Raw genomic sequence first — 13,658 nt, 5'->3', positions numbered from 1 at the left:
GGCAGTACGAAGCAGGGCTTGAAATGAACTCGAAACAGATGCAAGACGCCCGGAACAACCCGGTGGCGGGTCTAAAAAAGCGGAGGCATGAAGAAGCGGACTATGACAACCGAGTGCGGTATTCCCGGCATGGCCGAGCACGGCTTGAAACGGTAAGGCGATTATAAAAAAGTGGCGGCCACTCTCTGGTTGAATGAGATTTCGCCCTTAGTTCATCGTTGCCCATAGTAGCGCGGGGAATTGCTAAGATACTCGGCCTGTCTTTTTAAATCGGTGAACGAACGCAGCTTTTCGGTATTGGAACGTGGATTGCGCGAATTCTGCAAGGACTCGTCTTGAGAACCCGTGCCGGCTGCTCTGGGAGATGTGTTGCACACCGTTTTATCGTCCTTGTCAGCGCGGGTATGAATATGCAGGGTCTGTGTGCTGGCATCGAAAACGCTGCAATCCGCATGTGACGCCAGCGGGGTCAGGAAACTGACTGTAATGAGGAGGCGTTTTACCATACCTGCATTCCTTAGCATGTAAAGCTGACGTTGCGATGCGGGGGCTTCGTAAGCTGGTCCGGCTATGGAGCCATCTGATTATTTAACAAAATTTATCATTAGTTTCTCACATTATGCCGGTAATTGCATGTCCAGCCAGCCTGTCCTTACAGCTATGCGATCACTGGGATCTCGTCCTGTATTTGCTTCCTTCGCTGATCTTCGCAATCCTGATTCGGCTTCTGGCCAGGATGCATGCGGCTTTCTTCCTGTTTTACCTGAGCGGCACTCTCCTTCATGAATTGGCCCATTTTCTTGCGGGTGCGCTCACCAACGCCAGGCCAGCGGCTTTTTCGGTGTGGCCCCGTCGCGATGGTTCAAACCGCTGGATACTCGGCAGCGTTTCATTCAAAAACATACGATGGTATAACGCGGCATTCGTCGGACTGGCGCCGATCACGGCGCTGGCGGTGCCACCGTTCCTGGCAATCGCAAGGCTGCGATACGGTGTCGCCTACAGCTGGCTCGATATTCTTATCGCCGTGCTGATTGCGCCAATCTACCTCAGCGCTTTGCCGTCGAGAGAGGATATGCTGATTGCCTTGAGGTCGTGGCCATACGCGGCTGGGGCGATGCTGATTTACTGGTTGACAGTGTATTGACGCGGGCATGTCCATTCGCGCCGCGACCGGTCAGGTAACGCCAGACGAGAATCGCTACGGCTGGCTGAGGCTTGCGCGCCATGCATTCATCGGACTGGCCGCCGGCCGTTTGCCGCAACCATGCCGTAACGTGTATAACCTCAAGGAAGGATATAACGCAGGCGGCTCCAAGCCGACCGCGTCAAATCGGCAATTCCGTTACTCCGCCACCGGTGCCGCCGTAATCCTGCAGCGTATCGTAATCCAGCCTGCCCTCGTTTAATGCCCGCACGATCGCATCGAGCTGGTCGATATCCGGGACGATATAGACCATCCGCTGGTCAATCGCATTGTCCCAACATTTACCGAATGGCGCCTCGTCCTCGTTCATGACCTTGGCAGCGAATTTACCGTTAGCCAATTGACCGAAAAGCGTCACTTTAGGGGCGCTTTCAACCGAGTTTCTGACAGTTATAGTCATCGCTCATCTCCTTTGGTTACGGATCATTACCTGATCACTTCGGTAAATTTGGCCATTTCTTTTCTTGAAAATCCGGAAAAGAACCGCTCCATCTTGGAGGCAGCGCGCTGCGAACTGGTTCCAAGGAAATGAAAGATATTAGGCCGCAAAATAGGAAGCGCACCACATGCCTAGGGCGGTTCCATCATGGCTCCTCAAAAATCCGCATGCTTTCAACTTGTGATCTTGACTTACATCACGCGCCCATGAACCCGGCAAGGTAAAAGAGTAGTAGACACCGCGATTCAATAAAGAAATTCGGGCGCCGCAGCTTATATGCACGCTTCCGTTTGCACTTCCATTAATGAATAAACTCACGACTTTTTTCGTTGTGCTTGCCTTTCTGGCCGCGGATTTGCGCGCGGCGCCGCCGCAATCGGGCATGACCGGTCGCCCAAACCGTTCACGGCAAGCAAACGACGATGTGCAACATATTTCCATTAATCTGGTCGAATTTGACAAGCACGTTGCCCGCGCCGCCGAAAATCTCAAGCACATGCAGCGGCAGATGGAAGCGATCCAGAAAACGCGCGATGCCCAGGAACGCTTGCGCATCCTCGATCAACACTGGTTATCGCTTCAGGCTTCCCTGGAAAATTTGCGCGACTTGTGGGGACCTGGCTTGCTGGGATGTTGTGGCGCTTCCCCGCCGGCGGAAGAACGCATGAGCGCCCGGTTGATGGGCGGTCCGATGATGGGAGGAATGATGAGCTGGCAAAGCACCGGCACTTATTACTCGAGCCTGACGCTGGAGCAGTTAAAACAACGGCACTACATGAGCGATCAATACCTGGCCATGCAGTACCAGGTCATGAATCACATGCTGCTGCACCAGCAATGGGTGCAACAGCTTCAGTCGCACAACCCTGCTCGCGCGAGGTAGCCGGCATTGGTCCTATCGACGCTTTGCAACGGGCGCGCCAGCAGGCAGCTGGCATTTATGGCGGCCCTGCTCCTTGGCCAGATCGTCATGCCGGCATCCGCCCAGGTTCCGGCTGCGCCATCGATCATCCCCAAGCCAGCAGCACCCGCCAAGACGGAAAGCCAGCCCGTGCCATCGGCGCCACAAGCGATTCCCGTGCACGACATCGCTCAGCAGGCCGAAGCGAGTCAGCTCAACTTGCGTGAAATCGAAAACCGCAGCCGTGTCAGCAATTCGATCGACATCGCCCAAGGCGAAATTTCCAGGCTGGAGCGGGAAACGACATACCGGCTGCAAGCGGTGCGCAATCTGGATGTCCGCGAATTTTCACTGGAGACCATCCAGAATCTCGACCTGGCATTGCGCGACATCGAGTTGAACGCGGCGCCGATCCGGCGCGACCTGACGCGCGCGGCATCGCAGACCGAACGCGACCTCAAGGAGCTGGAACGCCTGGATGGCATCTGGGCCGCCACGGTAGCTTCGGCCACGGCGGCTGCCGCTCCGCGAGACTTGCTGGAGCGTTCCAGGGAGATCAGCGAGGCGATCGCAGCGACCAAAAAAACGGTGATCAAGGATCGCGCCGCCGTTCTTGCGCTGCAGGTGCGTGCAACCGATATCGGCTCGCGCATCAGCGAAGTGCGCGAACTGCTTGCCATCACCAGCAAGCGGGCGGTATCCCAGTTGTTCGAGCGCGATGGCCCGCCCGCCTGGAACAGCGAGTTCTGGACTGCTTCCGTCAATAGCTTTTCCGCGGACGCCAAGGCGCAGATCGAGAATCAGGCCAAGGTCCTGGCGGAATACCTGCGCACGCACCTGCGCTATGTGTTGCTGCATTTCTTCACTTTCGGCATTCTGGTAATCGTCCTGCTGGCCGCGCGCGTCAAGGTCCATGCCTTGTCCGGCGTGGATGAAGGATTACGGGCGCACCAGAAAATGTTCGACATGCCCATTGTCGTGGCGGCATTGCTCGCATTACTGCTGAGCGGCTGGTTTTACCGCGATGCGCCGAGACAGCTATGGCTCATTATCGGGGTGCTGTCGACCGTGCCGCTGATCGTGTTTGCACGCCGGGTTTGCGAACCGATACTGAACCCGCTTCTCTTTGCCATTGCCGGCTTTTACCTCGCGGACAAGGCGAGAAGCCTATTCATTCCCTTGCCCGGCGTGTACCGTTTTCTTATCCTGCTCGAGGTGCTGAGCCTCGCGCTGGTCGTCTTGCTGACCGACCGCAGAATGCGCAGGACATACGCCGATCAAACGATTGAGCGCTCATTCCTGTCGCGCCTGCTGGAGAATATCAATTGGGCCGTGCTGCTGTTCGCGATTGTCATCCTGGCTTGCGGCGCCGCCGGTTATGGCGCGCTGGCAGACTTCCTGTTACGCGCGCTGGTCGCCAGCATCTATGCCGGGGTCGTCTTGTATGTGCTGACCATTGCGCTTGACGGTTTGGTGAAGATCATGCTGCATTTGCCGCCTCTGAATTATCTGGCCGGAGTGCGGCGCCACCGGGCGGCGATCGCGGCCCAGATCAACAAGTGGCTGAAGCGCTTTGTTTTTATTTACTGGATCGTGCTGTCGCTGGAGGGACCAGGCTTGCTGCGGCAAGCGATCGACTCGCTTCGTAAATTCTGGCGCACATCATTCGAAGTCGGTAGCCTGCATATATCGGTCAGCGGAGTGCTGATTTTCATCCTGATCCTGTGGGCGACTTACCAGGTTTCCCGCCTGTTGCGTTTCTTCCTCGAAGAAGAGATCTTTTCGCGGGTGCGGCTGGATCGCGGCCTTCCCTATGCGGTGTCGACCACGGTGCATTACGCAGTCCTGGTGACGGGTCTGGTGCTGGCGCTGGCGGCGATCGGCGTCGACATGACCAAGTTCACCATCGTCGCCGGCGCATTGACCGTCGGCATCGGCTTCGGCTTGCAGAATATCGTGAACAATTTCGTGTCGGGCCTGATCGTCCTGTTCGAGCGGCCGGTCAACATCGGCGACACTATCCAGATCGACGATATCGTCGGTCGTGTCCAGCATATCGGCATTCGCGCCACGGTCATCCAGAGCACGACGGGCGCGGAAGTCATCATCCCGAACGGCAAGCTTATATCCGACAAGGTGACCAACTGGACGCTGTCCAACCAATTGCGGCAGGTGGCTGTTCCGATCATTACCAAATCCGACATCAATGTGGCGCAACTGAAATCCACGCTGCTGGAAGTCGCCCGCCAGAACCGGCAAGTGTTGCAGACACCGGAACCGGAAGTGCTTTTCATCAAGCGAGGTGTGGATGCATTCGAGTTCGAGCTGCGCATCTGGACCAGCGACCTGGATGGCTGGCTGAAGGTCAAGAGCGACCTCACCACCAACATCAATGACGCGCTGGCAGACAAGGCTATTTCCGCAGAAGCCACGGAACCGCCCTCGCCGCTTGCCCCCTGAAAGCAAACGCTGGGTTCAGATCAAGGCATGGAGACCTTATATGCCGCAATGCGGAACCAACAATGGCAATCCGTCACCAATCCATGAGGGTTAATCATTATTGGAAAGGATCTTGCGCATGTTTCGCTCCAGCCATGATATCGGGAATTTATTACCTTTCAAGGAAATGATGCCGCGCCGCCACGGATCATCCCGCGGCGGATGGCTGTTAGGCACCGCGGTCGCGTTCGGCGCCATGGCTGCTTACGTCCAGTACCGGACCCGCAAGGCGGAAGCGGAAAATCCACCGATGGGGAAATTCATCGAAGTGGATGGCGTGCAGTTGCACTATGAAGATCGCGGCCAGGGACAACCCATTGTCTTCCTTCATGGGAATGGCGCCATGGCCCGCGAACTCGACATCAGCGGCCTGACCGACATGGCGGCGAAAAACTATCGCGTGATCGTGTTCGACCGGCCCGGCTATGGCTACAGCGAGCGACCGCGCACGACGCTGTGGGACCCGGTTACCCAGGCTCATCTGCTGCACCGCGCCCTGCTCAAAATCGGCATAGAAAAGCCGATCGTCGTCGGGCATTCCTGGGCAAGCATGGTGGCGATCGCCATGGCGCTCGAGCATCCGGACTACGTGCGCAGCTTATTGCTGCTGTCCGGCTATTATTATCCGACCGCTCGCCTTGACGCTCTCCTGTTCTCGCCACCGGCCCTGCCGGTGATCGGCGACCTGATGCGCCATACCATTTCACCTGTGCTGGGACGATTGATCTGGCCCGCCATGGTGCGCAAGCTTTTTGCGCCGGCCGAAACCACGCCTCGCTTCGAGCATGAATATCCGGTATGGATGGGCTTGAGGCCGTCACAGATACGCGCGGCGGCCGAAGAAGCGGGATTGATGATTCCTTCCGCCGCCAAACTTGAAAAGCGCTATCGGGATTTAAAGACGCCGGTGACGATCATGGCCGGCGCGGGAGATCTTCAGGCCATTTGCCATCTGCATTCCGAACAGCTCCACAAGGAACTGCCGCAGAGCGAATTGATTGTCGTGCCGGATGTCGGCCATATGATTCATCATTCGGCACCGGACAAGGTCATGTCTGCGATCGACCGGCTGGCGACGACATCGGCATTGCAGGAAAACGGCAGAGGTAACGTGTCGGTCTTCCCCGATTCGCGTTCACGCAGCCTGCATTAATTGGTTTGCCGAAGACCGGCATCAGCGCCGCTCCGGCGTATCGATGGCGATGACCTGGTAGCGCCCCTCGGTATAGCCGAACACTTGCGCAAGCACGTGCGCTTCATCGGCGACAAGGAAATGTCCGGCATGGGTTTCGTCATCCGTAAACGAAACGGAATCTCGAAATGGATAAAGATATCCATGCGCAGTTTTGACGACGTAGGTCCGCATTACCATTCCTGTATAGCATTTGCTGTATGCATATACAGTATAGGCTGAGGCGGCGCGACTTGCCAAGACTTTTTGCCTTGGTGTTGAAATGATAGGGGTTGCAATGGATGGATGAAGCGGGATGGTCGCCCTCATTCTGTTTTTGATAGAGCGAATCACATTGATGAATGCAAGCCCGCATGCGAAACATGAAACATGGCTAGCGGGAAACTATGAAGCGATAGTATAATTTCGGTCTCGTTGGGTCGTTAGCTCAGCTGGTAGAGCAGCGGACTTTTAATCCGTTGGTCGCAGGTTCGAATCCCGCACGGCCTACCAACGCATACAAGGACTTGGTTAAACCCAAGTCCTTTTCTTTTTTTGCGTCGCGATTCAACGCAAATCCAAAGCAAGACACACATCAAAAAAGCGGCAAGCTTTTTATCTTCTTTTCCCTCTGAATTTTTTCATGCGCAATGAACGGTGTTCATTCATTCGCACGCCTTTGTTTGGCATCGCACGACCGCACACGCTTGCGCAATCGCATACACAACTGTACTCCTTGATCGGAGGAATAGCTTCATCCCAACTAACGCAATGGTGAGCCCGTCCTCAATTGCGATTCATCACTGTATCGCTGTTGAGAGTTAGCTACTGTTTTTATGCAGGACAACATCCGGCCTTCAACATCCTTTTAGGGGCTATATCATGCAGAAAATTCTCAATACCAAATCGTTGGCCACTTTTGCTTTCGCACTCATCGCTGCCGGTTGCGGCGGCGGTGGCGGCGGTGACGAAACAGTGGCAAGCAGCCAAGGCCCGTCCACGGGATCTGGCGATACCCAGACACCTCCAGCCGGTAACACTCAAACACCTCCTACCGGCGGCAATGAAACACCTGCGGACAACAACCAGCCGCGCCTGGCTGCAGCCACGACTGTTTCTGACGGCGCAGCTCTCGGCACCAGCCAATGGCCCGACGGCAGCACCGCGACCGGCGGCCTCGGCCAGGACGTCAATGGCCTGACCTGCAGCACCGATCCTGCGACCTACACCTACACGCAACTGATCGTTCTGCAAAACGGCCAGCAGGTAGCTGTCCCGGCGAATATCGGCGTCGGCACCCCGACCTTGGCCAGCCCGGCAACCTGCGTCTATCCTGTTCATACCAAGGACCAGACCGGCAAGATCCGCGTCAACGGCACCACCGGCGCCACCTATACTCTGGGACAGTTCTTCGAAGTCTGGGGCCAACCGCTCACCGCTTCCAACGTCGCCGGCATCGAAGGCACGCAGACCATTTACCTGAACGACAATGGCACCCTGACCCAGTTCAGCGGCGACCCGGCAACCATCGAATTGCGTCCGAATCGCCAGATCGTCGTGATGCAAGGTACGCCGATCACCCAGATCCCGAACTATTCCTGGGAAGCCCTGCCGCCGTTGAGCAGCACGCCATGGGTACTGGAAGGCGGCGAGATCGGCACCCTGGGCACCATCACCTGGGCTGATGGCAGCACCGGCGCAGCCGCTACCGGCGCAGCAGTCGGCAACCTGCAGTGCCTGTCCGGCCTGACCGCGAACTTCGACACCTCCGCTCACCTGGCGATCTACCGCAATGGCGAACAACTCGCCATTCCGCAGGATATCGGCCGCACCGCCACTTGCGAATACGAGGTTCACACCCACAACCGCTCCGGTGTCATCCATGTCGCCTCGACCGAGTACAAGCGCTTCACCCTGGGCGACTTCTTCAGCCTGTGGGGACAGCCGCTGACCGCGACCAACGTTGCCGGCTTTACCGGTGAGCCGATCGTGATCTATGTCGAAGACAAGGGCGATCTGCGCCGCTTCATGGGCGATCCAGCCAACATCGACCTGGCCTCGCACCGTAACATCGTGATCCAGATCGGCAGCCAGCTGACTCAGGTTCCGACCTACGACTGGCTGAACTTCGGTCCTTTCTAATCCTGTTCGCAGGCTAGTGAAAAGCCACATGCTCCGGCATGTGGCTTTTTTCATTTGCAAACCGAACCGGCTGGAATCGCGCTATCCGAATCGCGTTAAATTTATTGCAGGCTTTCCAGCGTCTTGCGTACCGCGGCGGCCGATGCACGCAATCGCGACTGCTCTTCATCTGAAAGCCCGACAGGCAAGACTTGGCGCACCCCCGTGCGGTCGACGATTGCCGGCAGACTGAGCGCGACATCCCGAATCCCGTAATGGCCATCCACCGGAGAAGAGACGGTAAACACGGAAGCCTCATCCCGCAGCACAGCCTCGATAATCTTGGTCAGCGCCGAGGCAATGGCGAAGTTGGTGCCGCCCTTGCGACGAATGATTTCATATGCGGCATTGCGCACGCGTTCCTCGATCGCGCTTCGCTGCTCACTCGTGCTGCACATGCCGGTCAGCCTGCACAATTCATCGAAATGCAGGTTTGCCATGTTACCGGACGACCAAGCGACGAATTCACTGTCGCCATGTTCGCCCAGCACGTACGCATGGACATTGCGCGGATCAACATGAAAATAATTTGCCAGTTCCGCCCGCAAACGGGCCGTGTCGAGCACGGTGCCTGAGCCGAACACGCGTCCGGCGGGCAAGCCGGCCAGTTGCACGGCAAGATAAGTCAATGCATCCACCGGATTGGTGGCGAGGATCAGCAGGCCGTCAGGGTTGATACGCGCCACTTCCGGAACGATACGCTTAAGCATGTCGGCATTGCGCTGGAAGAGTTCCGGCCTGGTTTCGCCCACACGCTGCGCTGCGCCCGCCGCAATGACGGTAATGGCGGCGCCAGCGGTATCCGCCAGCTCGCCGGGCACGATACTGACCGGAGTGTGGAAGGATACGGCATGCGCGATATCCATCGCCTCGCCTTCCGCCCGTTCCCTGCTGGCGTCGATCAATACGATATCGCGCACCGAACCGTTCGTCACCAGGGAATAGGCTAGCGTGCTGCCTACCCGTCCGGCGCCGACGATCGCCACTTTCGCTTCGCTAGTCATCGATTTCATTTCCTACCATGAGATGCGCATGCTGCCCATCTTCCCCGCGCACCAGCAACAGCGCGCAGTTCGCTTCCTCCAGCAAGCGCTTGAACACCAGTGCCCTGCCCGCGGCGAACGCGCCATGCCAGCCGAGGGCCAGCACGCTGCTGGAGCGTTGCGCCACCTGCTCCAGCAACACCGTAGCCGGATCTCCAGGACGCAGGATGACTTGCTCGACGCAACGGCACTCCTCGGTCCGGCAGCTGGCAAGTCCGCGCTGCACCAGTTCCACGATCCGCAAGGGATACTCATGGTGCATCGTATCGGCATAGGATGAAAGCGGCCCGCCTTCCGAATGCACGACGGCGATCTTGAGGCCAAGCGCCGCTGCCAGCCGCGCGGCGGCTTCCAGCGCCTGATCCGCAACGGCCTCGCCGCTGGCCGCCGCCAGCATCGATGTCCACGGCACCGTTTCACGGTAATGCAGCGGCAGCAGCATGACCGGCAACGACACATGACTCAGGACACTCTGCGCCACCTTGCCGAGGTGATGGGGTGGCGCATTGCCCGTCGAGGCCGACTCGCCGCCTGCGCTCATGACCAGCAGCTTGACGCCATGCGCGTCGATTGCTTCCAGCACCGCATTCGCCGGGTCGCCGGTAAGTTGATGCACGACCAGTTTCGCCTGTGCGCCGCCATGCATATGCAAACGATCCAGCGCTTCACGCACGGGCAGCGGCTGGTCGGTCGCATGCAACACATGCAGCGTGGCTCCCAGCGCGCGGGCCAGCCACACGGCGCAGCCAATCCCCTTGGCGGCTTCGGCAGAACCGTCAAGGGGAAGCAGAATGGAGTCGAAGTCGTTCATCCTTTCTCCCTTGTCCCGGGTGATCTCGCCACGTGCAGTGCATGGCGGCTGCCCCGGTATGCGATCGTCAGGTCGACGGCAGTCCAGGCATCCGGCAGGCGCGCGCCGGCGGATGCCGCCGCTTTCGGAAGCGCCTCGTCGAACCGTACGTCCAGGAAGCCGAACAGCAGCGCCTGCCATGTGCCCGCCATGGTCGCTGGATGCACGCCCAGCATGCTGTTGTCCATGCCGTTGGAGAGGTCCAGCCATAGGCTTTGTTTCCAGTAGCGCTCGGCATCCTGTTGCAGGCCGATGCGCGCGGCGATGGCGGCATGAACCGCGGGCGACAGGCTGCTGCCATGATCGGTGAGCGGTTCGTAGTAGCGGTAATTCGCAGCTACTATCTCGTCCGAAAAGGCATCGGGAAACAGCAGCGGCAGCATCAGCACGTCGGCCTGCTTGATGACTTTCAGCCGGTTGATCTGTTCCCAGTCGAACAGCCGGCTCACGGGCGCCTTGAAGCGCGCTTCGTCCGCCAGCGGGTAGTCGCCCAGCGCGAAAAATCCTTCGAACTGTTCGATGACGTCGCGCTCATCCGGCTGCGGCACATACATCGACGCCGCGATCCCCGCCCAGTCGCCGGCTTCGTCCATGCATTTGCCCAGGTGCTTTGCCACCCAGGCGGCGCGCTCGAGATTGAAGCGCGCCATCCAGTTGGTATAGGCATTGTCGTTGACGGAATGGTGATACTCGTCCGGACCGACGACGCCGCGAATGTGATACCTGTCGCCATCCCGCACGACCCGGCTGGCCCAGAAACGCGCCGTCTCGAACAGCAGTTCCATGCCGGCGCCGTGCAGGAATTCTTCGTCCAGCGTCGCTTCCCAGTATCGCCATACCGCATAAGCGATATCCGCCGTGACATGGATTTGCTGGGAGCCGGTAAAGATCGGGATTTCCTTGCCTGTGCTTTTCAGAAGGATCTTGGTGGGTGTGACATCGTCGCCTGTCACCGTCGATTCCCACGCGAAGCAGGCGCCACGGCAGCCGAACTGGCTCGCGCGGCGCCGCGCGCCATCCAGCGTGCGATGCCGGTACTCCAGGAGGCTGCGCGCCAGCCTGGGCTCGACATGCAAAAAGAACGGCAGCATGAAGATTTCGGAATCCCAGAACACATGTCCCTCGTAGGCGCGCCCGGATAAGGTTCGCGCGCCGATCGACACCCGCGGATCTTCGCTGGCCGGCAGCCTGAGATGGTAGCTGCCGAAACGCAGCGCCTGTTCCACCGCCGCATGTCCCGGCACACGGATATCCGCCTTGCTCCAGAAATCGCTCCACATCGCCGCGCTCTGGTCGAAATACGATTCGAACCGTCCCCAGTCCAGGGCGTTGGCATGGGCCAGCGCCGCCGCCTTCGGATCGGCATCGTCGCGGCTGGTGAATACGGAAATCATTCGCCGCAGGATGCCGAATTCCTGCCGCTCGCGGGACACCACGCATATCCGGAAGCCTGATGCGTGCGTGACAAACGACATCAGTTCCAGTCCATCGTCCCTGACATGCTCCAGGCGCTGGAGATGCGGATAAGCGGTTTCGCAGTCCGGTGCATCGAGGGAAGCCGCCAGCTCCAGCTTGCCCCAGTGATTCTCCGCCGAAGCGATGGCTTCCTGCAGCAACAGGTGCGGATCGGCCAGCGAAGCGCACCGGCGCGTGCGCAGCGTGGTGCGCCGCCCTTCCGTCGTTTCGAAGGACGACTCCATGCGCAGCACGCCACGGCGCATGTCCAGATAGCGACGCAGTTCGCGGCCGTAGGTGCCGGCGAAGCTGGCAACCACGCCTTCGACCGAAAGCGTCAGCCGGAATGGCGACGGCAGCGGCACCAGTTCCGCGTACAAGTCATCGCCCCGGTCAGGCGCGAGGAATTCGATTTCTGAGTACGGCAAGCCCGCGCACTTGCGATCGTAAATCCCCGCGATGAACATATCCGCCTGCGAAGCCTGCAATGGACTGTCCAGCGCGCCGCGCACGCCCAGGTAGCCGTTGCCGATGCAGAACAGGCTTTCCATCTGCCGCTCGCGCGCCCGCTCGAAGCCTTGCTGCTCGATTCCCCAGGCGACTTCCTGGCGGCGCTGCGCAAATGCCTGGCCCAATCGAGCCATATCGAGTTCGCACAGGTCCGTGACCACGATGTCGGCGCCGCCACGCTTCAACGCATCGGCATTACCGCCGCGATCGACGCCGACGACCAGCCCGAAATCGCCGCGCCTGCCAGCCGCCACGCCGGCCACGGCATCCTCGAACACCACCGCCTTGGCCGGCGTGGCATTCAGCGCCTTCGCCGCATGCTGGTACATATCCGGATCGGGTTTGCCTTTCAGTCCCATGTCGTCGAGGTCCACGCCATCGAGGGTGGCGTCGAACAGGCATTCAAGGTCTGCCGAATGGAGTATTCCACGGCCATGGCGGCTGGATGTCACGACGGCCGTCTTGACGCCCTGGCGGCGCAGGTTGCGGATCAGCTCAAGCGTCGACGTAAAAGTCTGGATTCCCCGCTCTTTCAGCAAAGACTCGAAGCGGGTGTCCTTTTTCCTGGCGATATCCTCAAGCTCTTCTTCGGAAAAAGATATGCCGCGCCCTTCAAGAAAGCTGCGAACGCCTTCGCGCCGCGGCTTGCCATCGACATAGCGAAGGTAGTCCCGTTGCTGATCGAATGGCTCAAACTCCTGGGCATTGCCGGCACGCCGATGGAGAAAGTCGTCAAACACCTCCTTCCAGGCCTCGGCATGCAATTCCGCGGTCCGGGTGATCACGCCATCCATATCGAAAATCGCCGCGTGGAGGCCGCTTGCCTGGAGGTTCAATACTGACTCCTTGATTGCTGTCCTGGCGAATACGTGGAGCGTCATGCCAGAACTGCACGCTTTCGGCTTGCCAGGATAGACATGAAAAAATCTATAGGAGGTATGACCCGGGCTGCATCAAGATGTTCATCCGGCACGGATTACCGTGCCCGAATGAAATGAACCTATCTTTACGGTATGACGTCTACAGCGGTCCCAGCGGAATATGCAGTTCGATTGCTTTTGCGATTGCCTGGGTGCGGTTGCCTACGTCGAGCTTCGCAAGGATGCGCTCGATATGGTATTTCACCGTTTTGTGCGTGGTCTGCAGGATTTCCGCGATTTCGCGGTTGGTCTTGCCTTTCTGGATAAGATAGAGAATCTGGCGCTGCCTGTCGCTCAGCGACGTGCCCGAGCTGACGAATCTCTGGGCATAGGGCTTGATATTGCCGCTCTGGGCTGCCAGCACGGCAAATTCCGCGCCGGATGAAAGTATATGAATCAGCTTGTCTTGCTCGGATTCGGACAGTGTCCGCTCGATGGCATGGAAGGTCAGCATGATGTCCTCTTGAAGTCGAAAGTCACGA

General features: G+C 58.8%; 12 protein-coding genes and 1 tRNA gene. 6 read left to right on the top strand and 7 right to left on the bottom strand.

The window, feature by feature from the left end; genetic code table 11:
• Window positions 1-212 precede the first annotated feature (212 nt).
• A complete protein-coding gene (locus EDC30_RS01305; RefSeq protein ID WP_132256550.1) occupies window positions 213-506 on the bottom strand; it encodes a hypothetical protein in 294 nt (97 codons plus the stop codon).
• 230 nt (window positions 507-736) lie between these two features.
• Between EDC30_RS01305 and EDC30_RS01300 the strand changes: the two genes are divergently transcribed.
• On the top strand, window positions 737-1,147 hold the full coding sequence (locus tag EDC30_RS01300; protein WP_243656603.1) for a hypothetical protein: 411 nt from the start codon (window positions 737-739) through the stop codon (window positions 1,145-1,147).
• A 181-nt stretch (window positions 1,148-1,328) separates the two neighbouring features.
• Here the strand turns inward: EDC30_RS01300 and EDC30_RS01295 are convergent, their stop codons facing one another.
• On the bottom strand, window positions 1,329-1,607 hold the full coding sequence (locus EDC30_RS01295; RefSeq protein ID WP_132256547.1) for a hypothetical protein: 279 nt from the start codon (window positions 1,605-1,607) through the stop codon (window positions 1,329-1,331).
• A 343-nt stretch (window positions 1,608-1,950) separates the two neighbouring features.
• Here EDC30_RS01295 and EDC30_RS01290 point away from each other — a divergent pair, with 343 nt between their 5' ends.
• The 3 genes from EDC30_RS01290 (at window position 1,951) to EDC30_RS01280 (ending at window position 6,199) form a co-directional block, all read left to right on the top strand.
• Complete coding sequence (locus EDC30_RS01290) at window positions 1,951-2,529, top strand: hypothetical protein (RefSeq protein ID WP_132256545.1); 579 nt, start codon at window positions 1,951-1,953, stop codon at window positions 2,527-2,529.
• Between the two features lie 57 nt (window positions 2,530-2,586).
• Window positions 2,587-5,007: a mechanosensitive ion channel family protein gene (locus tag EDC30_RS01285; protein WP_132256543.1), complete on the top strand. Its 2,421-nt coding sequence runs from the start codon at window positions 2,587-2,589 to the stop codon at window positions 5,005-5,007.
• A gap of 118 nt (window positions 5,008-5,125) precedes the next feature.
• Window positions 5,126-6,199, top strand: coding sequence for an alpha/beta fold hydrolase (locus EDC30_RS01280; protein WP_243656602.1), 1,074 nt, complete (start codon window positions 5,126-5,128; stop codon window positions 6,197-6,199).
• A 21-nt stretch (window positions 6,200-6,220) separates the two neighbouring features.
• Here the strand turns inward: EDC30_RS01280 and EDC30_RS01275 are convergent, their stop codons facing one another.
• Window positions 6,221-6,412, bottom strand: coding sequence for a hypothetical protein (locus EDC30_RS01275; protein WP_132256541.1), 192 nt, complete (start codon window positions 6,410-6,412; stop codon window positions 6,221-6,223).
• 242 nt (window positions 6,413-6,654) lie between these two features.
• On the opposite strand from EDC30_RS01275, the gene EDC30_RS01270 reads away from it, so the two are divergent.
• A tRNA-Lys gene (locus tag EDC30_RS01270) sits at window positions 6,655-6,730 on the top strand.
• 369 nt (window positions 6,731-7,099) lie between these two features.
• Window positions 7,100-8,359, top strand: coding sequence for a hypothetical protein (locus EDC30_RS01265; protein WP_132256539.1), 1,260 nt, complete (start codon window positions 7,100-7,102; stop codon window positions 8,357-8,359).
• A 101-nt stretch (window positions 8,360-8,460) separates the two neighbouring features.
• Here EDC30_RS01265 and EDC30_RS01260 read toward each other — a convergent pair whose 3' ends face one another.
• The 4 genes from EDC30_RS01260 to EDC30_RS19870 form a co-directional block, all read right to left on the bottom strand.
• Window positions 8,461-9,411, bottom strand: coding sequence for an L-lactate dehydrogenase (locus EDC30_RS01260; protein ID WP_132256537.1), 951 nt, complete (start codon window positions 9,409-9,411; stop codon window positions 8,461-8,463).
• Window positions 9,395-10,252, bottom strand: coding sequence for a universal stress protein (locus EDC30_RS01255; RefSeq protein WP_165973685.1), 858 nt, complete (start codon window positions 10,250-10,252; stop codon window positions 9,395-9,397). The genes EDC30_RS01260 and EDC30_RS01255 overlap by 17 nt, the downstream gene beginning before the upstream one ends.
• On the bottom strand, window positions 10,249-13,137 hold the full coding sequence (locus EDC30_RS01250; protein WP_132256534.1) for an HAD-IA family hydrolase: 2,889 nt from the start codon (window positions 13,135-13,137) through the stop codon (window positions 10,249-10,251). The genes EDC30_RS01255 and EDC30_RS01250 overlap by 4 nt, the downstream gene beginning before the upstream one ends.
• 139 nt (window positions 13,138-13,276) lie before the next feature.
• A complete protein-coding gene (locus tag EDC30_RS19870; protein ID WP_132256532.1) occupies window positions 13,277-13,630 on the bottom strand; it encodes a response regulator transcription factor in 354 nt (117 codons plus the stop codon).
• Between the last annotated feature and the right edge of the window lie 28 nt (window positions 13,631-13,658).

The sequence above is a fragment of the Paucimonas lemoignei genome (assembly GCF_004342585.1).
Taxonomy (GTDB): domain Bacteria; phylum Pseudomonadota; class Gammaproteobacteria; order Burkholderiales; family Burkholderiaceae_D; genus Paucimonas; species Paucimonas lemoignei.
The sequence above is the reverse complement of the archived record's forward strand: the minus strand, read 5'-3'. Positions and strand labels throughout refer to the sequence as shown.

Excerpts from the sequence above, each read along its gene's own strand:
- EDC30_RS01295 (WP_132256547.1), bottom strand. The coding sequence starts at position 1,607 with ATGACTATAACTGTCAGAAACTCGGTTGAAAGCGCCCCTAAAGTGACG.
- EDC30_RS01255 (WP_165973685.1), bottom strand. The coding sequence starts at position 10,252 with ATGAACGACTTCGACTCCATTCTGCTTCCCCTTGACGGTTCTGCCGAA.
- EDC30_RS01285 (WP_132256543.1), top strand. The coding sequence starts at position 2,587 with ATGGCGGCCCTGCTCCTTGGCCAGATCGTCATGCCGGCATCCGCCCAG.
- EDC30_RS01305 (WP_132256550.1), bottom strand. The coding sequence starts at position 506 with ATGGTAAAACGCCTCCTCATTACAGTCAGTTTCCTGACCCCGCTGGCG.
- EDC30_RS01265 (WP_132256539.1), top strand. The coding sequence starts at position 7,100 with ATGCAGAAAATTCTCAATACCAAATCGTTGGCCACTTTTGCTTTCGCA.
- EDC30_RS01260 (WP_132256537.1), bottom strand. The coding sequence starts at position 9,411 with ATGAAATCGATGACTAGCGAAGCGAAAGTGGCGATCGTCGGCGCCGGA.
- EDC30_RS01275 (WP_132256541.1), bottom strand. The coding sequence starts at position 6,412 with ATGCGGACCTACGTCGTCAAAACTGCGCATGGATATCTTTATCCATTT.
- EDC30_RS01250 (WP_132256534.1), bottom strand. The coding sequence starts at position 13,137 with ATGACGCTCCACGTATTCGCCAGGACAGCAATCAAGGAGTCAGTATTG.
- EDC30_RS01290 (WP_132256545.1), top strand. The coding sequence starts at position 1,951 with ATGAATAAACTCACGACTTTTTTCGTTGTGCTTGCCTTTCTGGCCGCG.
- EDC30_RS01300 (WP_243656603.1), top strand. The coding sequence starts at position 737 with ATGCATGCGGCTTTCTTCCTGTTTTACCTGAGCGGCACTCTCCTTCAT.
- EDC30_RS01280 (WP_243656602.1), top strand. The coding sequence starts at position 5,126 with ATGTTTCGCTCCAGCCATGATATCGGGAATTTATTACCTTTCAAGGAA.
- EDC30_RS19870 (WP_132256532.1), bottom strand. The coding sequence starts at position 13,630 with ATGCTGACCTTCCATGCCATCGAGCGGACACTGTCCGAATCCGAGCAA.